Source organism: Roseovarius sp. MMSF_3281 (genome assembly GCF_030733685.1).
Classification (GTDB): domain Bacteria; phylum Pseudomonadota; class Alphaproteobacteria; order Rhodobacterales; family Rhodobacteraceae; genus Roseovarius.
In genome coordinates, this window is sequence record NZ_JASHIM010000007.1 from 12,898 (window position 1) to 37,131 (window position 24,234).

Sequence of the window (24,234 nt, forward strand, 5' to 3'; positions counted from 1 at the left end):
ACGGGCCCCTTCAGGACCGACTCAAGAGACATATCCAAAGGCGATTTTGGGGGTTTTTCCACTGTCGAGCCAGACCGATTTCGGGCTGGTGTATTCCATCAGGGCATCGCTGCCACTGGAGCGGCCAAATCCGGAGTTGAGCGAACCGCCAAAGGGCGAGGATACATGGATGGCCTTGTAGCTGTTGATCCAGAATGTGCCCGCCCGGACGGCCGCCGCAACCCGGTGCGCACAGCCGACATCAGAGGTCCAGACCGCCCCGGCCAGCCCAAAGGCGGTGTCATTGGCGATGGCGATGGCCTCGTCTTCGTCCGCGAAAGGGATTGCCGTGACCACCGGGCCGAAAATCTCGTGCTGCGCGGCGGCTGACCGGTTGCCAAGCCCCGAAAGCACCGTCGGCGGCACGAAGTAGCCCGAATCCGGCGTGGTTTCGCGGCTGCGCACCTGGGCGCCCGCATCGCGCGCGGCATTGATCATGCCGCTGACATGGGCAAACTGGCGGCCATTGCTGATCGGGCCGATCTCGGTGGCCTCGTCCAGCGGATCCCCAAGGTTTATCGCGTTCATCCCGGTCGCGATCATGTCGGTCAGTTCGGCATGGACGGAGTGATGCACCAGAAGGCGCGAACCTGCCACGCAGCTTTGCCCGGCGCCCGAAAAAATCGCCGCCTGCGCCCCAAGGGCCGCATGTTTCAAGTTGGCATCGCCGAACACGATATTGGCCGATTTCCCGCCAAGTTCCAGCACTGCCGGTTTCAACGCCTGCGCCGCCGATACGGCGACGCGGCTGCCGGTTTCCGGCGAGCCGACAAAGATCACCTTGCGCACCGCGTCATGTTCGATCGCGGCTTGCCCGGTTGTCGGCCCGAGCCCGCACAGCACATTGACCAGACCCTCGGGTAGCCCGGCGCTTTCGGCGATCCGAACCAGCGCCACCGTGGTCAGCGGGGTCAGTTCGCTGGGCTTGATGACCACGCCGTTGCCGGTTGCGAGGGCCGGGGCGATTTGCCAGCCGGCCGTGAAGACCGGCGCGTTCCACGGGGTGATCTGGAACACCACGCCCAATGGTTCGCGCAGGGTGTAGTTCAGGTGCCCGCTGGGCACCGGGATCACCTCGCCGTGCAGCTTGTCGGCCCAGCCCGCGTAATAGCGGAACATTTCGGCCACCTTGGACACCTCGACCCGGCAATCGCGGATCGGTTTGCCGGCCACCAGCGCCTCGAGCCTGGCCAATGGTTCGTGATGGTCCAGAACCGCGCGGGCGACATCCTGCATGATGTCGCCGCGATGGGCCGCGGAATACCCGGCGGCCCATTCCTTTTGCGCGGCTGCCGCCGCCTCGCAGGCCTCGGCGGCCAGCGCTGCGCCACAATCGGCATAGCGGGTCAGTTCGATCAAGGCATAGGGATCTTCAAGCACCACGGCATCGCCGGCACCGTCGCGCAATTGGCCGCCAACAAGGCTTTGGACCGTTTGGCCAAGACCGAGGTCTTGCATCAGGGAAAGCAGAAGGGTTTTACGTTCAGGCATGTTCGGTCGTTCCAAAGTTGAAAATCTCGTTGAAATCGGCGCTGTCGGGCAATTCATCGCGACTGGCCTCCCAGATCGCGGCGACGGAGCGGGTTGCGGGAAGATCAAGCCCGCCCTGCGTGGCCAGTTTGATTGCCAGCCCCACGTCCTTGCGCATCAACCCCATCGTAAAGCCTGAGTCGAAAGCGCCGTTCAGGATCCACTTGGGGAAGTTCACTTCGCTGACGGCACTGCGGCCCGACCCGGCGTTGACCCCCTGCAGCAGGTTCGCAAGGGGAATGCCGTTGCTGTCGGCCAGTCGCGCCATTTCACTGACCAGAACGAGATTGGCGGCACAGAGCAGGTTGTTGGCGATCTTGGCGGCATGGCCTGCCCCTGCGGGGCCGATATGCACGGTTTTGGCCGTCAAATCGTCCAGCACCGGGCGCAGCGCCGCGATGGCATCGGCAGGCCCACCCATGACCATCGTCATGGTGCCTGCGCGTGCGCCACCCGGCCCGCCGCTGACCGGCCCGTCAATGAAGGTGTAGCCCTGCGCCGCGGCGGCAAGTGTCTTTGTTGTGTCAGGTTCCGATGTGGATGTATCCAGGATGATTGCGCCATCCTGAACATGTGGCGCAAGATCGGCCATGACGCTGGTCACGACCTCGGCTTTTGGCAACGACAGGATGATCTGATCGCATTTTTGCGCCAGCTCGGCCAGGGTTGCGCAGGCCTTGCCGCCCTTGGCGGCGGCGCGCGCACGCGCCTCTGGCATCGCATCAAAACAATGAACATCGTGGCCCTTTTCGACAAGCCGCGCAATCATTGCGCCGCCCATCGCGCCACATCCTACCACGCCAATCATATTCCACTCCTCAAGTTATTCGCTTCCTTGTGTCCGGATGCGCGCGGCGCTGTGTCCAGCAGCATACGGGTATAGTCGTTCCGGGGCGCGTCGAATAAGGGTTCGGCGTCTTGGCATTCGACGATCTTGCCCTGTTTCATCACCGCCACCCGGTCCGAGACCTGCCGCACCACCGCCAAGTCATGGCTGACAAACAGCATGGTCAGGCCAAGCGAGCGCCGCAGTTCCATCAGCAACGCCAGCATCTCGGCCTGTATGGAGACATCGAGCGCCGAGGTCGGCTCATCGCACAGCAGGAACCGTGGTCGCACCGAAAGCGCGCGGGCGATGCAGATACGCTGGCGTTGGCCGCCGGAAAACTGGTGCGGGAACTTGCGCCCCGTATCCGGGGGAAGGCCGACACGCTCAAGCAAGGCACCGACCAGCCGGGGAATGTCCGCGCGCTCGGCAAGGCCGTGAAACCGGATCGGTTCGGCCAAGATATGATCGACGCGCATCCGGCTGTTGAGCGAGGAATAGGGATCCTGGAACACCACCTGAACGTCGCGCCGCAATGCCTTGCGGGCCGCGCGCGACCGCACCTCGGCCAGTGGGCCATGGTCGCTGTAGTGGACGTTGCCGGAACTGGGTTGCACCAGCCCGATCATCATCCGGCCCAGCGTGGATTTGCCCGACCCGCTTTCACCGACAAGCCCCAGAACTTCGCCGCGTGCAATGCTGAGGCCGGGAATATCGACCGCCCGGAAGCTACCGGACGTACCCCAAAAGGTCTTTTTCCGCGTGGCGAAATCCTTGGTCAGGGCGCTGGCGGTAACGTAGTCGTCGGTGCCTTCGTGCCTGTGACCTTCCAACAGCCACTGGTCGATCTCGCCGGTGCGTTTCACCGGATTGCGAAACCTTTCTTCGCGGCTTTCGATGCTTGGGATGGATGCAATCAGATCCCGGGTGTATTGCTGCGATGGCGCATGGATGACTTGCCCGGTCGGGCCGGTTTCCACCAGCCTGCCGTGCCGCATCACGTAAACCCGATCCGCGGTTTCGGCGATGACGCCCATGTCATGTGTCACGAGGATAACCCCGAGCGACCGTTCCACGCAGATGCTGCGGATCAGGTCGAGAACCTGTTTTTGCACCGAGACATCAAGCGCCGTTGTCGGCTCGTCCGCGATAAGCAGGTCGGGATTCCCGGCCATCGCAAGGGCGATGACAACCCGCTGCCGCATCCCGCCGGAAAATTCATGCGGGTACTGGCCCATGCGTTCTACCGCGTCGGGGATGCCCACCGCGTCCAGCCGGTCGGCCGCCATCTGGCGTGCCTGCGCCATCGGCAGGTCCTGAAGCAAGGCAATGGATTCCGCCAATTGGTCGCCCACCGTCATCAAGGGATTGAGCGAGGTCATCGGATCCTGGAAGATCATCCCGATCCGCCGCCCGCGCAGCCGCGCCATGGCCGCGCCCGTCAGGTCGATCAGGTTCTGCCCCTCAAGGTCGATCCGGCCGCCGGACACCTTGCCCGGATGTGACAAGAGGCCCATGATTGCATTGCCGATGGTCGATTTGCCCGCGCCGCTTTCACCGATCAGGCCGACGATCTCGCCGCGCCGGACCTCCATGTCGAAGCCATGCACGGCCGTGAAATCGCCCAGCCGGTGCGGGAAGGTGATTTTCAGATCTTTGGTTTTGCACAGGATATCGGTCATCTCAGCCTCGGATTCAGGTAGTCGCGCACCCAATCGGCGACGAGATTGAAGGCAACGACCATCACAAGCAGCATCACGCCGGGGAAGATCACAACCCACCAAATGCCGGAAAACAGGTATTGGCTGCCGATCTGTATCAATGCGCCCAGCGATGGCTCGGTCAGGGGGGTACCGAGACCAAGGAAGGACAAGGTGGCCTCGGTCACGATGGCGACGGCGATTTGCAGCATCGCCAGCACCAGCACCGGCCCAAGGATGTTCGGCGTGATGTGGCGCAGGATGATCGTTGGCGTCGGCAAGCCGATGGCATGGCAGGCGGTGACGTAATCCTGATTGCGCTGCACCATCGCAGAGGCCCGCACGATGCGGGCGAACTGCACCCAGCCGGCCAGCCCGATGGCCAGGATCATGATCGGAACGGCGGCCTGGGCAAAAACATCGGCAGGCAGCGACGCCTTCAGGATGCCGTTGAACAAAAGCGCGATCAGGATCGGTGGAAAGGCGAACTGGATCTCGGCAACGCGCATCAGCACCGTGTCGGTCATCCTCCCGAAATAGCCCGCCAGCAGGCCGACGGTCATGCCGATGACCACCGAAAGCGCGACCGCGCCAATGCCGACCAGAAGCGAAATCCGCCCGCCATAGAGCATCGCCGACAGAACGTCGCGGCCCTGAAGATCGGTGCCGAACAGGAAGCGCGGATCGCCCCCGGCGGCCCAAGCGGGGGGCAAATTGTTATCCAGGATGGAAATCGTTGCCGGGTCGAAAGGGGTATGGGGCGCGAAGACGGGGGCAAAGCTACAGCCGATGACCATCAGGGCGATCACGATGGCCGATGCCAGTGTCACCGGAGAGTTCAGCAATTCATACCAGAAGTCAGAGCGAATTCGTTCCAGCATCTCAATGCGCCCCATGCCGAATGCGTGGGTCGATCAGCACGTAGATTGCATCGACCACGAGATTGGAAATGGTAAAGACCAGCCCCACGAAGATCAGGTAGGCCGCCAACAGCGGGATGTCGCTTTGGCCGATGGCGTGCAGCAAGAGCGACCCCATGCCTGGCCATTGGAAAACCCGTTCGGTGATGATCGAAAAGGCGAACAGGGAACTGAGTTGCAGCCCGATTGCCGTGACCACCGGGACCAGCGTGTTTTTCAGTGCGTGGCGGAAATAGACCCGCTGCCCCGGCAACCCGCGCGCCCAGGCAAAGCGGATGTAATCGGTGCGCAGCACCTCGAGCATCTCAGCGCGGATCAGGCGCAGGATAACGCCCAGTTGAAACAGGCACAGCACGGCAGCGGGCATCAGGGCGTGGCTCAGCCCGTCCCATGTGAACAGGCTTGAGCGCAATCCAAGCTCTGCCGCGACATCGCCGCGCCCGAACGAGGGCAACCAGTTCAGCCAGACCGAGAACACGAGGATCAGCAGGATACCAAGCAGGAAAGACGGGATCGACACACCGATGACCGAGAGGGCCATTATCGTCTGCGCAAGGCCGCCTTTGCGGCGGATGCCGGTATAAATGCCCGCGGGAATGGCAAGGATCAGCGACAGCACACCGGATAGCATCACCAGCTCGATTGTTGCCGGAAGCCGCTCTGCGATCATCTCGCTGACGTCGCGGTTGAAGCTGTAGGAGATGCCGAAATCGCCGCGCAGGGCGTTCATCACGTAGCGGGCATATTGCAAGAGAATGGGATCATTCAGGCCAAGGCTTTCGCGCAGTGCCTCGCGGTCCTCGACCGTTGTCTCCTGTCCGACAAGGGCAAGCACGGGATCGCCCACGAATTGAAACACCAGGAAGCCGACAAGCGCGACGCACAGCATGACAATCGTGGCCTGAAGCACTCGGGCCAGCAGAAAATACATATCGGGTGTCCGTTTTCAGAAAATTGCAGGTGTGTGGCCCGAAGAAGACCGGGCCACACTTTTTCGGATCAGTTGACGTTGAAATATTCCAATGGGAACTCGAACGTCGGGTGCTGTACCACGTCGATATTCTCGGCCGCGCCCCAGACCAACTGTTGCACATGAAGCGGCACGAGGCAGACATCTTCGACCATCAGGGCCATTGCATCCTGCAGCATCTTTTCGCGTTCGGCGGCGTCCATTGTCACGGCGGCTTCGGCGGCCAGGGCATCGGCCTCGGGCACCGAGCAGCCGGAAATGTTCCATGCGCCCCTTCCGTTATCCAGATCACGTGTGCCCAGCACGTTCTGGAAGACGTTCAGGCTGTCCATGGTCGAAGGGGTCCAGCTGAGCAGAAAGAAGGAGGTGCCGAAATCGGGCGCGACGACCTTGGGAAAGAACTGTGCCTTGGGTTGCGCGACCAGGTTCACCTTGATGCCGACGCGGGCCAGAAGGCTGACCGTCGCCTGACAGATTTGACCGTCATTGACATAGCGGTCTGTCGAACAATCCATCGTCACCTCGAAGCCATCGGGATACCCGGCCGCGGCCAGCAGTTCCTTGGCGGTCTCGACGTCGTATTCCAGCCGGGTCAGATCGGGATTGAAGCCATTCACCTTGTCCATCACGTATTGCGTGGCCAGCGTGGCCTGCCCCTGCATCACGCGGTCGATGATCGCCTGAGCGTCCACGGCGTGGGCAATGGCCTTGCGCACCCGAAGATCGAGAAACGGGTTGCCCTCGACCGGGCTTTCGATGATCTGATCGCGCCATTGATCCATGCCGATGTACATGGTGCGCGCCTCGGGGCTTGAGACCACCTTGACGCCATCGCCGTTTTCGACCCGCGGAATATCCTGCAACGGCAGCGGCATCACAAGGTCAACTTCACCCGACAACAGCGCCGACACCAGCGTCGAGGCGTTGTTGATCGGGGTAAAGACAACCTCGGTCACGTTGCCCATGTCGCCCCAATAGTCATCGAAGGCTGCAAGGGTCGTTTTTTCGCCCTGCGCCCGGGAAACCACGCTGTAGGGGCCGGTGCCATTGGCATTTGTCGCGCTGAAGGCCTTTTCCTCGGCTTGCAGGTTGATCGGCTCAACCGCGCCGTTCGCCTCGGCCCACTGTTTGTCGAGGATCATCAGGTCGAGCAGATCGTTCAGCAGGATGGGGTTGGGCGCTTTCGTGACGATCTCGACCGTCATGTCATCGACTGCGCTGTAGCTGTCGACCGAGGCCAACACATGCTTGAAGTTCGACGATTCAGACAGGGCGCGGTCCATGCTGAAAATCACGTCATCCGCGGCAAAGGCCGACCCGTCGTGAAACGTCACGCCTTCGCGCAGCTTGAAGCGCCATGTCTTTGGATCGACCTGTTCCCAGCTTTCGGCCAATTGACCGGAAATCTTGAAATCCTTGTCGCGGGCGACCAGCCCTTCGTAGACGTTGGCCAGAAAGTAGTTGGTAAAGCTTTCATTGTGGCTGTGGGGATCGAGGCTGGTGGCGTCGCCCTGGGACGCCACCCGAAGCGTTTCCGCCTGAGCCGGCACGATCAAGGCTGTTGAGACAGCCAAGACCGCTGCCAGAGATGCAAAGCGAGTTTTAGACATTTTCTTACCCTGTTGAGTGTTTTGATTCTCTACAGCGTATGTGGGCATTCGACCTGCGGGAATTGCAGCAAAGGAAGATTATCGTTGCGCACCATGCAACATTATTGGCTGTGCTGAAACGCGACCATTGATCTGGAGATATGGTTGACAAGGCGCATCGCGCCTTCGGGCAAGCGGCGCCCCTGCCGCGTGAAAACCGACGCCTCGCCCTTGCGAAGCTCGGGGATACCGAGGCGCTTGGTGATAATCGTCCCATCCGCGATTTCGCGGGTCACGACAAACGACGGAAGCACCGTGACACCCAATCCGTCGCGTACGAAATTGCGCAGCACGGCAAGCGAGTTGGAGCGCACCAGTGCCCGCAATCTGGCCCCGTGCGTGCTTTCGGCGACCGCGATCATGTCGCCCACGCCAAAGCCGGTTTTCAAAAGAGCGGCGGGCAGGGTTTCGAGTTGAGCCATCGTGACGGGTTCTGGCAAATCCGCCCATTCGGATGCCGGGCTAACCAGCAGGTCCAGCGGTTGCTTGACCTGCGCAGCGGTGCGGATGGCCCGCTCGGGGCGGGCGTTGTAGGCAAGGCCGAAATGCGCCCGGTCGGTCCTGACGGCATGCAACACCTGTTCGGTCGAGCCGCTGAGGATATCATAGGTAAACCCGGGAAACGCCACGTTGTAGGACTTCACGGCATTGCCCACGAAATCACTGATGAAACCATCGCCCACCGCGATCACCAGTTCGCCGCGTCGCATCCCCTTGAGGGCATCGAATTCCGATAGCAGCGCTTCCTGTTCGCTGTGTTGGTGTTTGAGGTAGGTGCGAAGAATCCGCCCTGCCTCGGTCGGGCGCACGCCTTTGCGCCCCCTCTCGATCAGGTCCATGCCCAGCGCCGTTTCAAGCGCCTTGATCTGGCGACTGATTGTCGAGGGCTCGATGCCCAACCGTTCCGAGGCAGACCTGATCGAGCCTTCCTCGCAGGCCACGAGAAAGGACGCGGATTGGTTTGTGTCGATCTTGAACAATGAACATCCCCCGCCGCCAATCGGTGATCCTCAAGGCACCGGCCCCAAGAGTATCCCCTTGTTTAAAGGGTTGGCAGGCCGGTGGCGAGGCCCGGCCAGTGTTTTGGCTGAAGTCGCGGGGGCGACGCCTGCGAAAGGCGGGCTGGCACGGGCGCTCGCGGCCACCTTGACGGGTACGCGAAGGGCCGGGTTGCGGGGCATGAGCCCACGCGAGTGCCGGGGCCAAAATTCGGCTGTTCTTTTGGAAAGCTGCTGGTGTAAAGGACGGTGGCATTTACCTTGGACGGCGCGCGCGGCGTGATCCGTCAGGGCACCGAGCAATACACGATCATAAAGGTGAAGGCGCAATGAAGGATTGGAAGGCGACTGCGGCGGCTCTCTACGACGGAGGAGCCCGGCGCATGTTCATCGACGGGAAATGGTGCGAGGCGTCCACGGGCGAGGTCATCGAGGCGCGCAACCCCGCGGACGGCACCCTGCTGGCGACCGTGCCCAAGGGGGGCGCCGCAGACATCGACGCTGCCGTCACCGCCGCCCGCACCGCGTTTGAGGGATCGTGGGCAAAATGGACGCCCTTCGAACGCCAGGCGCTTCTGTTACGCATCGCTGATCGGTTCGAAGCGGAATGGGAAGATCTTTGCCTGTCGGATACGCTTGACATGGGGATGCCTATCCAGCGGACGCTGGCCAATCGCCGCCGTGTTATCGGGATGCTGCGGTTCTATGCCGGGCAGGCCGTGGCGATCCATGGTGCGACGATTCCCAATTCCTTTCCCGGCGAAATATATTCGCAAACCGTGCGCGAACCCGTCGGCGTCGTCGGCGCGATCATCCCATGGAACGCACCTATCGCCGGGTCCATCTGGAAAATCGCACCGGCCATCGCGACAGGCTGTACCGTCGTGTTGAAACCTTCGGAAGAGGCATCGCTTACCGTCCTGATGATCGCGCGGATCATGCAGGAGGCCGGCCTGCCCGACGGTGTTCTAAACATCGTTACCGGCCTTGGCGCCGAGGCCGGGGCGGCACTGGCCGAACATCCCGGCGTGGACAAGATCGTCTTTACCGGGTCCACTGCTACCGGGCAGGCAATTGCCCGCGCCGCCACCGGAAACCTCAAGAAAGTTTCGCTGGAACTGGGGGGGAAATCGCCGGTGATCGTTTGCCGCGATGCCGATATTGAAAAGGCCGTGCCCGTGGCGGCCATGGCCGTCTTGGCCAATTCCGGGCAAATCTGCATAGCGGGCTCGCGCCTGTTCGTTGCACGCGAGATCCACGACGAGTTCGTCCGCCGCGTGGCCGAATATGCCGCCGCGCTGCGGATCGGTCATGGAATCAACGACTCCACCGATATCGGGCCGATCATTTCGGCCCGACAGGCCGAACGCGTTGCGGGCTACATGGCTGCGGGACCGAAGGAAGGTGCGCAGGTTCTCACAGGTGGCGGACGGGCCGAGGGCCCCGATCTTGAGGGCGGCCATTTCTTCCAGCCGACTGTACTTGGAGGCGTGACCGACCAGATGAGCGTCGCCCGGGAAGAAATTTTCGGGCCGGTCATCTCGGCGCTGCCTTTCGACAGTATCGACGAGGTTGTCACGCGGGCCAACAATACGCCCTATGGCCTTGCGGCGGGGGTATTCTCGACCCATCTTGGCACGGCGCATAAACTGGCGAACAGGCTCAAGGCCGGGTCTGTCTGGGTCAACATGTACCACGCCATCGACCCCGCGGTTCCCTTCGGTGGGGTCAAGATGTCGGGCTACGGTCGTGAAGGCGGAACCGAGCACATGGAAGAATACCTCGATACCAAGGCGATCTGGATCAACGCGGACTAACGCCTGACCAGAACCGGGCAAACACGAACAGAAGAGATCATCGAAATGCATGTCGGAATCATCGGCGTAGGCCTCATGGGCCACGGCATCGCCCGCAACATTCTTGGGCGGGGCGGCTTTGACCTGAGCTTTCTCGACCATCCCGGCAACCAGCCGACGGATGACCTTGTGGCACTTGGCGCGCGCCCCTGCGCGACTTCGTCGGATGTCGCGAAAGCATCCGACGTGGTGATCATCTGCGTGACCGGTTCACCCCAAGTCGAAATGATCGTGACCGGAGAGACCGGCATCGCCACCGGCCTTCGGCCCGGGACGGTGGTGGTGGACTGCTCGACGGCACTGCCGGACTCGACCCTGCGCATGGGAGAGATCGTTCAGAAGGCGGGCGGCATGTATCTTGATGCGCCGATGACCCGAACCGCGAAACATGCCCACGAAGGGACACTGAACCTGTTGGTTGGCGGCGAGGCAGAGGTGCTTGAACGGGTCCGCCCGGTTCTTGCCTCCTTCACCGAACAGGTCGATCATGTCGGGCCACTTGGCCATGGTCATCGGCTCAAGCTGCTGCACAATTACGTTTCTGTCGGGTTCATGACCCTTCTGGCCGAGGCGGCCTCCCAAGCGGCAGATACCGGGGTGGACCCGCAGGTTTTCGTGGACGTTCTGGCCGCAGGGGGCGGCGCAAGCGCGGCGCTGGATCGTTTGGCCCCCTACATCATTTCGCAAGACCGTAACGCCCTGCCCTTTTTCGTCGCCAACGCGCAGAAAGACATTGATTACTACCGCGCCATGTCAGATACCTCTGGCGCACAGAAACTTGTCGCCGACGGGGTGTCGTCAGCCCTTGCAAAGACGGTCGAGGCCGGTTTCGGTGACGCCTACGTTCCGGAACTGGTCCGCCTGTTCGGCAAAGGTGCGGACAGGTGAACAGCCAGAGGTAAAGTTCCGTGACGCGGGGTTGCCAGCCAAAAGTTCCTTGTGTAGCAAATCCATACCTTAAACGGGAGGAAATCCATGACGTTCATTAACCGTGGGCTGGTATCAACCGGCCTTTTCCTTGCGATGGGCCTTCCGGCGCTCGCGCAAACCGAAGTAAAGATCGGCTACGCCCTTGCCCCCGATAGCCATTACGGCGTCGCGGCAGAAAAATTCGAAGAAGTCGTGACGGCCGAAACCGGCGACGAATTCGAGTTCAACCACTTCCCCTCTTCCGGGCTTGGCGGTGAGCGCGAGGTGATCGAAGGGCTTCAGCTTGGCACCGTAGAGGCGACCATCGTTTCTTCGGGCACCCTTGCGAACTTCGTTTCGGACACTGGCGTGTTCGATATTCCGTTCCTGTTCCGTGATCTGGAGCATGCACGCGCCGTGCTGGATGGTCCGATCGGGCAGGAAATTCTGGCCAAGTTCGACGATGTCGGCCTGCATGGGCTGGCTTGGGGCGAACAGGGCTTCCGGCATATCACCAACAACCGCAACCCGATCAAAACCCCGGCGGATGTGGAAAGCCTGAAGATCCGCACCATGGAGAACCCGGTGCACCTGGCGGCTTTCAATGCCATGGGTGCCGCGCCGACGCCAATGGCCTGGCCGGAAGTGATCTCATCGCTGCAACAGGGCGTGATCGACGGGCAGGAAAACCCGCTGTCGGTGATCGTCTCGGTCAAACTGGACGAAGTGCAGAAATACCTGACCCTGTCGGGCCATGTATATTCGCCCGCGATGCTGCTTGTTTCCAAGCCCTTCTGGGAAGGTCTGAACGACGACCAGAAGGCCGCCTTTGAAAAGGCCGCGGCCGAAGCCGCGACCGCAATGCGCGGCTATGTCGACAATGTCGAGACCACGGGCGTCGAGACCTTGAAAGAGCGCGGCATGGAAGTGAACGAACTGTCGGCCGAGCAAAAGGCAGCGTTCCAGGAATCCATCGCCTCGGCCTATGAAGGCTACTACGAGACCTATGGTCAGGAACTGGTCGACTCGATCGTGAACTTCGAGTGACGATATCGCGCCGGCGCCATAACGGTGCCGGCGCATTCCCCGGGAGAAACCCTTGAAGCGGCTCGAACAAACCTTCGTCACGTTGAACGGTTGGGCGCTCATCCTGATGTTGTCTGCCATGGCGATCATCGTGGGGGCAAATATCTCCCTGCGCTACCTGACCGCGCATTCGCTTCCCTGGGCGGACGAGGCGGCGCGCTACCTCATGATCTGGCTGACGTTCACCGGCGCGGGCCTGATCCTGCGTATCGGCGGGCATGTCGCGATCACCAATTTGCAAGACAGCCTTCCAGAAACCGGCCAGAAGGTTCTGCGTGCGGCCATCGTCCTGATCCTGCTGGCCTTTTTCGCCTTCATGGTTCACGTGGGCTGGCAATATGCGCAGCGGATGCAGTTTCAGGTCACGCCGGCCCTGCGTTTGCCGTTTCTTTATGTCTATGCGGCGATGCCCGTGGGGTTCGCGCTGCTTATCGTTCACCTGCTGCTGATCGCGCGCCCATTCATCGAGGCCGGTGATTACAAGAAACTCGCCCCCGGTAGCGGGGATGGCGACACGGTTACCGGCGGCGCCAATGGCTGAGATCCTCTTTCCCGCGCTGTTCCTTCTTCTGGCCCTTGGCCTTCCGGTCGCCTTCGCGATGGCAATCGCGGTCTTCGCCGCGATCACGCTGGCCTCGAACTACATGCCATTGGTCGTGGTGAAAGAGATGTTCGCCGGCCTTGACAGTTTTCCGTTGCTGGCCGTGCCGTTCTTCATTCTTGCCTCCGAGATCATGACCGGGGGCGCCGTGACCCTGGCCATCCTGCGGCTGGCGCAGTCCCTTGTCGGCCATATGCGGGGCGGGCTTGGGCATGCGAATGTCATCAGTTCGGCAATGTTCGCCGGGATATCCGGCAGCGCGCTGGCCGATGCGGCCGGGCCGGGGACGATGATGATCCGGATGATGGAAAAGGGCGGTTATGACCGCCCCTATGCCAGCGCCCTGACCATCGCCAGCGCGGTCGTCGGGCCGATCATCCCGCCTTCGATCACGATGATCATATACGCGATGCAGGATCAGAACGTTTCGGTCGGGTCGCTTTTCATGGCCGGGGTCCTGCCGGGGCTGATGATCACCCTGATGGTCCTGCTGGCCAATGCCCGGGTCAGCAAACAGCGGAACTATGCCTCGGGAGAGCCGATGCCGTCCTTGGCCGAGATCGCCCGGATCGCACTTTTCGCGCTGCCGGCCCTGATCCTGATCATCCTTATCGTCGGCGGCATTCGGTTCGGCGTGTTCACCCCCACCGAGGCCTCGGTCATCGCGGTCTTTTACGCATTGATCGTCGGCATGTTCGTCTACCGCTCTCTTCGCCTGCGGGACCTGCCCGGCATCGTGTTGCGTGCGGCGCTGACCTCGGGGGCGGTGCTTTTGATCCTTGGCGCGGCACGGGCATTCGCATGGGTCCTGATCATCGAAAGCATCCCGCAGTTTCTTGCTGAAACGATCATCGCGCTGGACCTGTCGCCAATCGTTTTCCTTTTGGCGGTTAACCTTCTTTTGCTTGTCTTCGGTCTTTTCATGGATCCGCTTCCGGGCGTGATGATCCTGGTGCCAATTCTTGCGCCAATCAGTTTCGCCCTGGGGATCGACCCCAATCACTTTGCCATCGTCGTGATCATCAACCTGACGCTGGGCCTAACGACGCCTCCGGTCGGAAGCCTGATCTTTGTTGTTTCCTCGACCATGGGGTTGAAACCTTCAACCCTGATCCGCGAGATGCCGCCGTTCTTTGTGGCCTTGGCTGCCGCGCTATTGCTGATCACCTTCGTGCCGTTCCTGTCCACGTGGCTGCCAACCGTGAGCGGGTTCTGAGGCCGGTGAACCTTGGTCCATTACCAAGGTCCCGCGCGATCGCGGTTGGCATTTTCTCGACGTTGTGCCGTTGGACGGCGCAAGACAGGTGCAGCACCCGAAAAGGGTGCCATCGGCTGTGTCATTCACGCCTTTGCCAGTATGCCGAGATATAGGCATCCTTAGCCGCGCGCCCGCTTTTGCGCCACGCGGACCGGACCTCTGTGGCCTGGCTTCGCTCTGCGGCGAACCAGAGAAATGGCGGGTTGCCCTCAGTGACCTCTGCCAATGCCGCCTTTGCCATGAGCGCTTGTGTTCCAGGCTCTGCATAGTCGACCTGAACGCCGGGGTGCGCCGGCAACGGGTATGCAGCCCCCAGCGGCCCACCGGGAAACAGCGTGACGCGACCGACAAGGCCGGGATTGGCTTCGAGAATGCGCGCGACCGCCGGAAACCCTGTCTCATCGGCAAACCCAAGGATTTCCGTTTCGACGCGGCATCCGCCGCCGCCCGGGCCGGTCACCAGTACCTCGTCGCCGGGGGCGGTGGTTTCCGCCCAATGCGTGGCGCGACCGCCATCATGGCGAAACAGATCAAAGACAAGTTCCCCCTTGTCAGGGCGAACAAAGCGCGCGGTGTAGACCGGCAGGTGCAACGCGTCCGCCCCCTTGGGCCATTGGGTTGCACCGTTCGGCCCGATGGCAGGCCAGATCGCGGGCCGCCCTTGCGGAGGAATCCCCAGCCGGAAGTGGATGGCGTCAAGCGTGAACCGGGAAACATCGCCCTGAAGCGTCACGCGCAGGAAATCACCATCAAGGCGCTCGACCTGCACGACTGACATCAGCCGGGCATTGGCCGGCAGTTGCCCAGCAGACGACGCATCACTCCAACGGATGCCTTGTGCCACATCGGGGGAAAGCGCGCTGATCTGGCTGACAAGCGAATCCTTCAATGTCTGAAGAAAATCCGTCTGCGGCGCGTGGATCTCGGCGCATGTGCCATTCTCGGAGGGGGCAAAGCAGATGCGGCCATAGTATGTCTGCACGGACAGGCCCGCCTCTGAATCCCTCAAAATTTCAAGATCCTGCTCCAAAGCCTCGGCAAGGGCCACCTGCCGCAACGGGGCGAAGGCAACTCCGGGTAAATTCGTATGCGCGGTAACGTCAGCCATGTTCACCTCTGGCTTTCAGGGTGGCAACCCGACAGATGAAGGGAAGCACCGCTAGGGATATCGCGCAGGCAAGCGCGAAAAAGAAGCCATAGCCCAAATGCTCGGCGATGAATCCCGCCGCGGTGCCCGCCGCCATGCTGACGGCGGCATCCATGCATTGAAACAAGGTGAAATCGACGCCGCCCTGCTGTGGGTCGGACCAGTTCATGAACTGGCCGTAAAGCGCCACGAAACCAAAGGCCATGACGGCGGCGCTGGCCACCATGGCGACCGGGGCGACCTGTGCAGCAGGCAGGATCGTATCGCCGGCCGACAGCGCCACCAGCGCAAGGATGGCCGATTGCACCGCCACAGCCCCGATCAGTACGTTGCGAGCCCCGAAACGGCGCACGAACCCACCGCCCAGCATCGCGCCTAGAAAGCCAAGCATCAAGCTGCCAACGCCGCTTAGGATGCCCAGCTGGGCAAGGTCATAGCCTGCGTCTATGAAATATGGGCCGAACATGCCCATCGCGGTCTTTTGCGCCATGACATAAAGCGCCGCGATCAGCAGGCCCTGACGTACCTCGGGGCGCGACAGGGCCGCGCGCAAGCTGGGTTGATGCGGGCGCGCCTGCACCCCCTTGGCACGCGCCACAAACGCGAAAGGAAGGCACAAGATCACGATGATCAGCGCCATGCTCCAGGCTCCGGTTGTCCAACCCATACGGTCCACGAGGATCAGGAAGACCCCCCCGCCGATGGCCGATCCAAGGTAGGCCCCGCCAACCTGCGCGGCATTGCCCCAGCCATAGCGCGTGTTTTTCAAAGCCTCGACCGCGTACCCGTCACAGGCGATATCCACGGTGGCCGTGGCAAAGGCCGCCACCATCAGGATACTCAGGACCGGCAGCACCGGGAACGGCCCGATCACCCCGAGAGCCACAAGCGTGACGGTCACCACCGCGACACCGGTCATGACGATGACCACCGACCGATCCCGCCCGCCATCCGGCAAGCGGACCCCTTCGATCCAAGGTGCCCAGAGAAACTTCAGCGCCCAGGGCAGCACCAAAAGCGAGATCAACCCGATCTGGTCCAGCGGCAAGCCTTGCGCGCGCAGCACCCCGGGCAGGCCCGTCCATGTCACCCCCGCAAGGACGCTTTGCGCAACATAGACGCCGCCGATGGCCCCGACGACGCCCCATGATTTCCGGGTAACGGCCATCAGAAGCGATAGGCGATGCTGGCGGTCGCGGTGCGGCCTTCGGTGCGATAGCAGAAGCCTGCGCTGCAAGTCTGGCCGGTATTGTCAAAGACGTTCTTGACGTTCAGTTGCAGGCCCGCGCCCTCTACGCCCAATCGGTCCAGGTCGTAGGACACCGACAGGTCCGCATAGAACTGATCGTCGTTCTTGAACGAATTCTGATCATCGCCGTAGCTTTCACCGACGTAACGCAAACCGGCCCCGAAGCCCCAGCCCTTCAGCGCACCGTTTCGGGGCTCGTAGAACCCCCAGACCGACGCGGTGTGCTTGGGGGTTGCAGACAGCTGTTTGCCAATGGTTCCTGTTGCACCGCGCTCGATCTCCATGTCGAGATAGGTATAGGACGTGGTCAGGCGCAGATCGTTGGCAAAATTGAACTGACCTTCGATCTCGAGCCCGCGTGAGCGCAGATCGTAAGGGACTTGGACTTGCTGCAAGCCGCCAAAGACCGTGGGGTCAACGGTCTGGAATACCACGCCGTCCTCTTGTTGAATGTCGAAAAGCGAGGCCGTGATCAGGCTTTCGGTGCCCGGCAATTGGTATTTCAGGCCGATTTCCTTTTGGATGCCCCGGGTCGGATCGGCGGGGCGACTGCTGTTGGGGTCGGTACTGTCATCATAGACAAGCCCTGTGGTCGGCACGAAGCTGCTGGCGAGGTTTGCAAAGACCGACAGGTCGGTGTTCACCGCATAGCTCACCCCAACCCGGCCCGAGAAACCGTCGTGCGAGGTGTCGGCCCCGGTGCGCGAGGCGTCGAGGGTCGTGGTATCGACCCAGTCGTAGCGCCCGCTAAGAAACACGGTCCAAGGGCCGCTGACCATCTGGTTGTGGAGGTAGAGGCCATACTGGTCCATGTCTTGCCCGCCGGAATAGGGTTGAACCATCGCGTCGGTTGCGGCGGCCGAAACGTAGCCCACTCCGGCATAATAGGTGTCATAGGATGACCGGCTGAAATCAAAGCCCGCAACCAGCGTATGATCGATGGCACCGGTGGCAAACTCTGTCTCCAGCGTGGTGTCGATTGCAAGATTCTCGGTATTCTCAAGGTAGTGGCCCCAGTAGCGGCCAAAACCGGGGGCCGGAGTCAGGGCATAGATGCCGCTGAACTCAAGATCGGCATCGACCTCGGAGTATCGCAAGTTCTGACGCAGGGTCATGTTGTCCGTCAGCTCGTGTTCGACCTCGTAGCCGACGCGCCACTGTTCGGTGACGAAATCGTTGTAGTTGGGATCGCCGACGTAAATGTTCGACGCGACACCATAGGACGGGTTGTAATAGGATGCCGTGCCGCCACGCGTGGATTCCGAGTACTCGCCCAGGAACGTGACCGTGGTACGGTCGGTCAGTTGGTAGGTCAGAGCAGGGGCGATCATGCTCAGATCGTCACTGTATCCTTCAAGCGGTGTGTCCGCATCGCGCAACACACCGGTCAAGCGATAGCTGAGCCTGCCATCCTCGGCCAATGGTCCCGTGAAATCGAAGGCCAACTCTTTGTGTTCCTCGGTACCGAAGGTTAGCCGGACCTCGTTGAAGGGGTCTTGCTTGGGCCGCTTGGAAACGACGTTGACGATCCCGCCCGAGCCGGAGACCCCGTACATCGAGGATGACGGCCCCTTGAGGACGGAAACCGCCTCAAAGCTGTAGGGGTGGTTCTGGTACCATGCCGACGGGCCGTTCACCTGCCGCAGGCCGTCACGAAACAGCCCGTTGTAGTAGGCCGCGAACCCACGCAGGTACAGGGCATCATACCGGGTATCGAAGCCGAAATTGGTGACGTTGGTGCCCGAGGTATAACCCAGCGAATCCAAAAGCGTGCGCGGCTCCTGATCTTCGATCTGGTCCTGGCCAACGGTGCTGATGGATTGCGGGATATCGCGGATCGCCGTATCGACTCGCGTGGCCTGGCGGCCGCTTTCCGCGACGTAGCCATTTTGCAGGAGGGTATCGTCGCTCTCTGATTCAAGGATCAATGTGCCGAGGTCAACGGCACCTTCATCTTGCGCGAACGCGTTGCACGGGCCAACAACGACCGCAAGCCCCGCGAGCAGGGCAATTCGAGAAACATGCATGTGGGTCTCCAGGTTCGCCTTGGCTACCCAATGTTTGCTCAGGCTTTATCTTTGCTTTTGCATCTTGTCCGACTTCTTTTGTCAGGATTGAGGGCGGGAGAAAAGGAGGTCCGGTGTCTAGTTTTCACACGTTGCATAATTGCATCAACCCGCGGGTTGCCCTGTATCTTGAAGGTGTAATTTCACCGCTCTGCACATTTGCCAAACCGGCCGGCTTCGTTCCGAAAACCGCCTGATCTGCCTTGTCGTTGATGACTGATCTATTTCGCTTTCTGCCGCAGCACGCTCGTATCCCCCCAAAAGACGGCGCGCGCATGGCAGAACAGTGCAATATTCATTTCATTCAGAAAATTTGGTGCGGGGGCAGGATTGGGCCCATGTCGATTCAGTGCTGTTTTTTTGAACCGGCGGCAGGCATGATCATTCCGGGGCGGCCTTGGCGTCGTCGCTTTCATTTGGGAAGGTCGACCGCCAGAGCGCGATGAAATCCCGCCGCTTGTGCTGATCGAGGCCCACCAGCAATGACGGCGTGAGCGCGATGGGCCGAAGACTTGTTTCCGCAGATTCCGGCAGGCGCAGGGATGCAGGCCCCCCATCGTCCGTACTTACGATCAAGTGCGACGATGTCAGCGCCGATTGGCCCGCCTCGGACAGCAGGAAATCCAGAAACGCCCCGGCCAGCTCTGGTTCAGCGGCGTGCCGGGGAATCAAGGCAGCTCGGGCCAAAACCAGCGTGTAGTCTTCGGGGGCAACCGCGACAATGTCGGGGTTCTGCGCGGCCCGGGCCAAAGCATATGAGCCAAGGACGTTATAAGCGATCAAGTAGGTGCCGTCGGCCACGCCGTCGATAATCTCGTCCGAGCAGCAGGTGGCCACCGCCCCGCTACGCCCGAAGGCTTCGATCAGGCTGCCGAAGGTCGTGGCCTGTTGTGCATCGGCAAAGGCAAAAAGATATCCCAGCCCCGAGGCTTCGATATCATAGGTGGCGACACGCCCGCGAAACCGGCTGTCATCGGGCCGCAACAGATCAATCAGGTCAAACCGCGAAAGCGGCACCTCTGCGCTGTCGATCAGGCGCTTGTTATAGACGATCACCGCGAGTTCGCGGGTGATGCCGAATACCTCTTCACGCCAGTTGGCGACCTGCGGCAAGCCTTCCGTTGCGGCCGACCGATGCGCGCGGGCGCAGCCGTCATTGGCCAGCTTGAACTGTAGGTCGACGGCGGAACTGATGACCATATCGGCCGCCTGCATACCCTTTTGACAATCCGAGAGGGTCACCTGAAACAGGTCATTCGAGGCCCATTGCTCGTAATCGATACGGGCGGCATCCGGGCGTGACGTGAAAATTTGCATGACAGCCTCGAACCGGGCGATGTCGGTCGTGCCGCGTACCAGAAGGCGGCGCTCGGCATCGGCAGGGCCATAGGATTCCACGGCTTCCGGCAGCGGCTGGGCCATTGCCGCGCCGGCCAGCATCATGACAAGCGCCAAGCAGATCGGTTTCATGGCTCTGCCCCCCTGTTTTTCGGAAGCTCCAGAAAGACCTCGAAGCAATCGTCGGTGGGGCGCCGGATCGTCATCTGGCCGCGATGCGCCTGAGCCACGGCATTGACAATGGACAACCCCAGACCGGCACTGGCCGCGGACACGCCAGAGCGTTTCGCAAACCGTGAGCCCGCATCGGCCCACATATCCTTGGCCATCCCGTCGCCCCGGTCGCGCACACCAAGGCAGAGGGTCGCGCCGCCGTCTTGTACGAAGACGGTGATCGGCGGCTTGCCATAGGCGACAGCGTTGTTGATCAGATTCTTGCAGGCCTCGACCAGCGATAATGCGTCACCGTCGCAAACCATCGGCTCTTCGGGCAAATCAATCCGCAGTTCGAGTTCGGCACCGGACAGTGTTTGATCGAACTGGCCCACGGCCTCGCTGGCCACCACCCGCAGATCCACCGGTTCAAGGTCCACGCTGTCGGCGCGGTGTATGATCATGGCGTGATTCAAAAGCTGGTCGGTCAATTGGCTTAGGTTGCGTGACCGTTCATGAATCTTTTCGACGATACGCAGCTGTTCTTGGGCATCGGGCGTCTCGTAAGCCAGTTCGGCCTGCGCCCGGAGCGCCGCGATCGGGGTGCGAAGCTGATGCGAGGCGTCGGCGATCAACGTGCGCATGACCCGCAACTGGCGGTCGATCCGGCCGATAAACCGGTTCAGGGCCGCCACCAGGCTGGCAATTTCCTGCGGCACCTCGACATCGACCGGTGTCAGGTCGCGGCTTGATCGCAAGGCGAAATCGCGTTCGAGTTGGCGCAGCGGGCGCAGGGCGGAATTGACCGCCAGAAAGGCGAGCCCGGAAATCACCAAGCCGACGGCGGCCACGGCCACCAGTGCGTTTCTTGTGATCTGCTGTGCCAGTTCGCGGCGCGCTTCGATGGTCTGGCCGACGACAACGTCCACGGCACCCAGAAACGAGCGTTCTGCGATCTGCCGCCTGACATGCGCATACCGTGCAGGTTCCCCCGCGAAGCTGCCGCTGAAAAATTGATCGTCGCCTTCGGGCGGTTCCTCGCTGTCGTAGCCTGTGACCAGTCGCCCCCGGTCATCGAACACGGCATAAACCACGCGATCCCTTGGAGCCAGCGAAAGCAGGTCGAAGGCCGAGACCGGGATGTCGACGATCACCTCGTCGCCACGCAGCCTGAGTGACCCGGCAATCTGGGTGGCCGCCCCGACAAGCAATCTGTCATAGGATTTTTGCGCCGCGCTACGGCCATAGGCATAGGCCGCCAGCGATACTGCGAGGCCGCCGATGGCGAGGACCAATACAAGCGACACGCCGAGCCGGAAACTCAAAGACCCGGTCAGTCTTGTTCCTCGCTGCGCCCTACTCTTCATCGACCATCTGGTAGCCAAGCCCGCGCAGCGTCTTGATCTTGATCTGGCTGTTACAAAGTTTCCTGCGCAACCGGCCGACGTAGAGTTCGACGGCGTTCGAGTTCACCTCTTCGTCGTTGAAAGAATACAGGCGCTCAAGCAGCGTTTCTTTCGGCACCACGCGTTCGCGGTTTGCCAACAGAATTTCCAGCACGTTGAACTCGCGACGGGCCAGCGAAACGGGACTGCCCTTAACCTCGACCGTAAAGCCCGCTGGATCGAAGGTGATGTCACCGAACTCGATTGTTCCGGAACGGTCCATGGACTGCCGCCGGAACATCGCCCGGACGCGGGCGTGCAACTCGCGCAGATCGAAGGGCTTGATCAGGTAGTCATCCGCGCCCTTGTCGAGGGCCGCGACGCGATCCTCGATGTCGGAACGCGCCGTCAGCATCAGCACCGGCGTCGGTTTGCCGCTATTGCGCAGGTTCGCAAGAATATCTGTCCCCAGCCCGTCGGGCAGACCGATATCAAGGATGATGACGTCATAGTCCTGCACCGCAAGCGCGTCTGCGGCCTTGTTGACCGAATCCACGTTGTCGACCGCATCGCCGCGATTCGCGAAGCTTGCAACAATGGCATCCGCTACATCAGCGGTATCTTCGACCAGAAGCAGCCGCATATCCTCAGTTGTTCCTCCCTGCGCCAGCATCCGTCAATCTTGAAAGAAATGACAGCAGCCAACGTGCACCCCGTGCCCATGCCCCCGGTATGACAGGTTCACGACAGGTTGAAACGGTAGCAAGGGGGTCATCAAAAGACAAACAGCATGAATTGGAGGAGATAATGCTGACACTCAATATGACCCGGCGCGTCGCGCTGGCGGCGGCTGCGGCTTTTGCATTTACCGGACCGACGCTCGCCGATGACAATCAGGTTCTGGACAGCATCCATTTCCTTATCCCCGGCGGCGCTGGCGGCGGATGGGACAGCACGGCGCGCGGCACGGGCGAAGCACTGACCAAATCCGGCCTGGTCGGCACCGCGTCTTACGAAAACCTGTCAGGCGGCGGCGGCGGCAAGGCGCTCAACTACCTGATCGAGAATGCCGAGAGCAATTACGATACGCTGATGGTCAATTCGACCCCGATCATCATCCGTTCGCTCACCGGCGTCTTCCCCCAGAGTTTCCGCGACTTGACACTGGTGGCAGGCACAATCGGCGATTATGCCGCGCTGGCGGTCCACGCCGACAGCGACATCGACAACATGGAAGACCTGGTCGCGAAATTCGCAGCCGATCCCAATGCGACCGCCATCGGCGGCGGTTCGGTGCCGGGCAGCATGGACCATCTGGTGGCCGCGATGGCAATGGAAGCGGCAGGCCAAGACCCGCTTGCGATGAAGTACATTCCCTATGACGCGGGCGGCAAGGCCATGGCCGCGCTGCTTTCCGGCGAGATCGCAGCCCTATCGACCGGCTTTTCCGAAGCCGTCGCGCTGGCAGAGGCCGGCGAGGTCAAGATCATCGGCGTAACGGCGGACGACCGCGTCCCCGCCTACGACAGCGCGCCGACGATGAAGGAACAGGGCATCGACACCACGTTCGTCAACTGGCGCGGCTTCTTCGGCGCCCCGGGCCTGCCCGCCGAGAAGGTGGCACAGTTCCAGCAGACGCTCAGCAAGATGTACGACACCGAGGAATGGGAAACCGTGCGCGCGCGGAACGGTTGGGTCAACATCCACAATTCGGGCGAAGATTTCAAAACCTTCCTGGAAAACCAGGAACGGCAGATCGGTGACCTGATGAAGAAGCTCGGCTTCCTCTGATTTCGCCAATGGCGTGCGGGTGCCTCCCGCCCGCACGCCCCGAAGACCCTTCAGAACGAGAACGGAGTGCGGCGCTCTTTCTTGCTGGCAGGTTCGTACCGTCCCTTGGTGCGATCTTCGGTCAAACGACCTGTCGCAACATCCCGTGACGCCTCGACCCCGCTCAACCCATCGCCCGCATGCCGAGGACGGCTCTGGCCTTTGCCGAAAGAGATCGTCCGCCGCCCAAGGCAATCGGCTGCGGCAAAGATACCCGAAGGAGACATCAAATGGCTCTCGATCGCTGGATCGCCTTCATCATCTTATGCGTCGCATCGGCTTATGCCTATGCCGCGTTCTTTACCATGGACCAGTTGCTGCCGCCCTTCATGCAGCGCAATCCAATCTGGCCGTCGACGTTTCCGAAAGTCCTGTCGGTATTGGCCATTTTCACCTCTCTGGTGATCTTGCTGGGATTTGAAGCGCCGCCCGAAAGGTCCGCCGAACCCGAGATCGATCACCGCCGGTTGGGTGATTATCACATCTATCAGGCACTGGCCTTGTTGGGCCTGATGGTGGCCTACGCGCTGCTTTTGCGGCCTGCCGGGTTCCTGCTTTCGACGGTTGGTTTCCTGTCCATTGGCGGCATGGTGCTGGGCGAACGTAAATTCCACATCCTGATCCCCGTCGCGATCTTTGCCACCGGGATCGTCTGGTACCTTGTCGACAGGGTTCTCGGCATCTTCCTGAGCCCGCTGCCGTATTTCATGCAAGGAGGTTGACC

General features: G+C 61.4%; 20 protein-coding genes. 7 read left to right on the forward strand and 13 right to left on the reverse strand.

Annotated features, from left to right (window positions below; genetic code table 11):
• Nucleotides 1-21 precede the first annotated feature (21 nt).
• The 7 genes from RBB32_RS09215 to RBB32_RS09245 all read right to left on the reverse strand — a co-directional run bounded on the left by RBB32_RS09215 (nt 22) and on the right by RBB32_RS09245 (nt 8,614).
• Entirely contained in the window at nt 22-1,530 is a 1,509-nt protein-coding gene (locus tag RBB32_RS09215; protein WP_306152415.1) for an aldehyde dehydrogenase family protein, read from the reverse strand.
• Nucleotides 1,523-2,377, reverse strand: coding sequence for an NAD(P)-dependent oxidoreductase (locus tag RBB32_RS09220; RefSeq protein ID WP_306152416.1), 855 nt, complete (start codon nt 2,375-2,377; stop codon nt 1,523-1,525). Before RBB32_RS09220 ends, RBB32_RS09215 begins: the two co-directional genes overlap by 8 nt.
• Nucleotides 2,374-4,077 (reverse strand): ABC transporter ATP-binding protein, encoded by a 1,704-nt coding sequence (locus RBB32_RS09225; protein ID WP_306152417.1) that lies wholly within the window; start codon nt 4,075-4,077, stop codon nt 2,374-2,376. The genes RBB32_RS09220 and RBB32_RS09225 overlap by 4 nt, the downstream gene beginning before the upstream one ends.
• On the reverse strand, nt 4,074-4,976 hold the full coding sequence (locus RBB32_RS09230; protein WP_306152418.1) for an ABC transporter permease: 903 nt from the start codon (nt 4,974-4,976) through the stop codon (nt 4,074-4,076). The genes RBB32_RS09225 and RBB32_RS09230 overlap by 4 nt, the downstream gene beginning before the upstream one ends.
• 1 nt (nt 4,977) lies before the next feature.
• Nucleotides 4,978-5,946, reverse strand: a complete 969-nt coding sequence (locus RBB32_RS09235; protein ID WP_306152419.1) for an ABC transporter permease — start codon at nt 5,944-5,946, stop codon at nt 4,978-4,980.
• 68 nt (nt 5,947-6,014) lie between these two features.
• A complete protein-coding gene (locus RBB32_RS09240) occupies nt 6,015-7,595 on the reverse strand; it encodes an ABC transporter substrate-binding protein (RefSeq protein WP_306152420.1) in 1,581 nt (526 codons plus the stop codon).
• A gap of 101 nt (nt 7,596-7,696) precedes the next feature.
• Nucleotides 7,697-8,614 carry a LysR family transcriptional regulator gene (locus tag RBB32_RS09245; RefSeq protein ID WP_306152421.1) on the reverse strand — a complete coding sequence of 306 codons (918 nt, stop codon included), beginning with the start codon at nt 8,612-8,614 and terminating at the stop codon, nt 7,697-7,699.
• Between the two features lie 347 nt (nt 8,615-8,961).
• On the opposite strand from RBB32_RS09245, the gene RBB32_RS09250 reads away from it, so the two are divergent.
• From RBB32_RS09250 to RBB32_RS09270, 5 genes are all read left to right on the forward strand, one after another.
• A complete protein-coding gene (locus RBB32_RS09250) occupies nt 8,962-10,449 on the forward strand; it encodes an aldehyde dehydrogenase (RefSeq protein ID WP_306152422.1) in 1,488 nt (495 codons plus the stop codon).
• Between the two features lie 45 nt (nt 10,450-10,494).
• Nucleotides 10,495-11,376: an NAD(P)-dependent oxidoreductase gene (locus RBB32_RS09255; protein ID WP_306152423.1), complete on the forward strand. Its 882-nt coding sequence runs from the start codon at nt 10,495-10,497 to the stop codon at nt 11,374-11,376.
• 87 nt (nt 11,377-11,463) lie between these two features.
• Entirely contained in the window at nt 11,464-12,444 is a 981-nt protein-coding gene (locus RBB32_RS09260) for a TRAP transporter substrate-binding protein (protein WP_306152424.1), read from the forward strand.
• A gap of 52 nt (nt 12,445-12,496) precedes the next feature.
• A complete protein-coding gene (locus tag RBB32_RS09265) occupies nt 12,497-13,024 on the forward strand; it encodes a TRAP transporter small permease (protein ID WP_306152425.1) in 528 nt (175 codons plus the stop codon).
• Nucleotides 13,017-14,300, forward strand: coding sequence for a TRAP transporter large permease (locus tag RBB32_RS09270; protein WP_306152426.1), 1,284 nt, complete (start codon nt 13,017-13,019; stop codon nt 14,298-14,300). Before RBB32_RS09265 ends, RBB32_RS09270 begins: the two co-directional genes overlap by 8 nt.
• A gap of 121 nt (nt 14,301-14,421) precedes the next feature.
• Here the strand turns inward: RBB32_RS09270 and RBB32_RS09275 are convergent, their stop codons facing one another.
• The 6 genes from RBB32_RS09275 to RBB32_RS09300 all read right to left on the reverse strand — a co-directional run bounded on the left by RBB32_RS09275 (nt 14,422) and on the right by RBB32_RS09300 (nt 22,323).
• Nucleotides 14,422-15,450, reverse strand: a complete 1,029-nt coding sequence (locus RBB32_RS09275) for a siderophore-interacting protein (RefSeq protein ID WP_306152427.1) — start codon at nt 15,448-15,450, stop codon at nt 14,422-14,424.
• Entirely contained in the window at nt 15,443-16,657 is a 1,215-nt protein-coding gene (locus RBB32_RS09280; protein ID WP_306152428.1) for an MFS transporter, read from the reverse strand. The genes RBB32_RS09275 and RBB32_RS09280 overlap by 8 nt, the downstream gene beginning before the upstream one ends.
• Nucleotides 16,657-18,765 carry a TonB-dependent siderophore receptor gene (locus RBB32_RS09285; RefSeq protein WP_306152429.1) on the reverse strand — a complete coding sequence of 703 codons (2,109 nt, stop codon included), beginning with the start codon at nt 18,763-18,765 and terminating at the stop codon, nt 16,657-16,659. The genes RBB32_RS09280 and RBB32_RS09285 overlap by 1 nt, the downstream gene beginning before the upstream one ends.
• A gap of 420 nt (nt 18,766-19,185) precedes the next feature.
• Nucleotides 19,186-20,274 carry an ABC transporter substrate-binding protein gene (locus RBB32_RS09290; RefSeq protein ID WP_306152430.1) on the reverse strand — a complete coding sequence of 363 codons (1,089 nt, stop codon included), beginning with the start codon at nt 20,272-20,274 and terminating at the stop codon, nt 19,186-19,188.
• Nucleotides 20,271-21,602 (reverse strand): sensor histidine kinase, encoded by a 1,332-nt coding sequence (locus RBB32_RS09295; RefSeq protein ID WP_306152431.1) that lies wholly within the window; start codon nt 21,600-21,602, stop codon nt 20,271-20,273. Before RBB32_RS09295 ends, RBB32_RS09290 begins: the two co-directional genes overlap by 4 nt.
• A gap of 49 nt (nt 21,603-21,651) precedes the next feature.
• Complete coding sequence (locus tag RBB32_RS09300; RefSeq protein WP_306152432.1) at nt 21,652-22,323, reverse strand: response regulator transcription factor; 672 nt, start codon at nt 22,321-22,323, stop codon at nt 21,652-21,654.
• A 164-nt stretch (nt 22,324-22,487) separates the two neighbouring features.
• On the opposite strand from RBB32_RS09300, the gene RBB32_RS09305 reads away from it, so the two are divergent.
• The gene (locus RBB32_RS09305; RefSeq protein ID WP_306152433.1) at nt 22,488-23,471 is read left to right on the forward strand and encodes a tripartite tricarboxylate transporter substrate binding protein; all 984 of its coding nucleotides are present in this window, start codon (nt 22,488-22,490) and stop codon (nt 23,469-23,471) included.
• A 269-nt stretch (nt 23,472-23,740) separates the two neighbouring features.
• Nucleotides 23,741-24,232, forward strand: a complete 492-nt coding sequence (locus tag RBB32_RS09310) for a tripartite tricarboxylate transporter TctB family protein (protein ID WP_306152434.1) — start codon at nt 23,741-23,743, stop codon at nt 24,230-24,232.
• Nucleotides 24,233-24,234: the final 2 nt, after the last annotated feature.

Coding starts and splice junctions, on each gene's coding strand:
- RBB32_RS09215 (WP_306152415.1), bottom strand. CDS start 1,530: ATGCCTGAACGTAAAACCCTTCTGCTTTCCCTGATGCAAGACCTCGGT.
- RBB32_RS09220 (WP_306152416.1), bottom strand. CDS start 2,377: ATGATTGGCGTGGTAGGATGTGGCGCGATGGGCGGCGCAATGATTGCG.
- RBB32_RS09225 (WP_306152417.1), bottom strand. CDS start 4,077: ATGACCGATATCCTGTGCAAAACCAAAGATCTGAAAATCACCTTCCCG.
- RBB32_RS09230 (WP_306152418.1), bottom strand. CDS start 4,976: ATGCTGGAACGAATTCGCTCTGACTTCTGGTATGAATTGCTGAACTCT.
- RBB32_RS09235 (WP_306152419.1), bottom strand. CDS start 5,946: ATGTATTTTCTGCTGGCCCGAGTGCTTCAGGCCACGATTGTCATGCTG.
- RBB32_RS09240 (WP_306152420.1), bottom strand. CDS start 7,595: ATGTCTAAAACTCGCTTTGCATCTCTGGCAGCGGTCTTGGCTGTCTCA.
- RBB32_RS09250 (WP_306152422.1), top strand. CDS start 8,962: ATGAAGGATTGGAAGGCGACTGCGGCGGCTCTCTACGACGGAGGAGCC.
- RBB32_RS09255 (WP_306152423.1), top strand. CDS start 10,495: ATGCATGTCGGAATCATCGGCGTAGGCCTCATGGGCCACGGCATCGCC.
- RBB32_RS09260 (WP_306152424.1), top strand. CDS start 11,464: ATGACGTTCATTAACCGTGGGCTGGTATCAACCGGCCTTTTCCTTGCG.
- RBB32_RS09270 (WP_306152426.1), top strand. CDS start 13,017: ATGGCTGAGATCCTCTTTCCCGCGCTGTTCCTTCTTCTGGCCCTTGGC.
- RBB32_RS09275 (WP_306152427.1), bottom strand. CDS start 15,450: ATGGCTGACGTTACCGCGCATACGAATTTACCCGGAGTTGCCTTCGCC.
- RBB32_RS09280 (WP_306152428.1), bottom strand. CDS start 16,657: ATGGCCGTTACCCGGAAATCATGGGGCGTCGTCGGGGCCATCGGCGGC.
- RBB32_RS09285 (WP_306152429.1), bottom strand. CDS start 18,765: ATGCATGTTTCTCGAATTGCCCTGCTCGCGGGGCTTGCGGTCGTTGTT.
- RBB32_RS09290 (WP_306152430.1), bottom strand. CDS start 20,274: ATGAAACCGATCTGCTTGGCGCTTGTCATGATGCTGGCCGGCGCGGCA.
- RBB32_RS09300 (WP_306152432.1), bottom strand. CDS start 22,323: ATGCGGCTGCTTCTGGTCGAAGATACCGCTGATGTAGCGGATGCCATT.
- RBB32_RS09305 (WP_306152433.1), top strand. CDS start 22,488: ATGCTGACACTCAATATGACCCGGCGCGTCGCGCTGGCGGCGGCTGCG.
- RBB32_RS09310 (WP_306152434.1), top strand. CDS start 23,741: ATGGCTCTCGATCGCTGGATCGCCTTCATCATCTTATGCGTCGCATCG.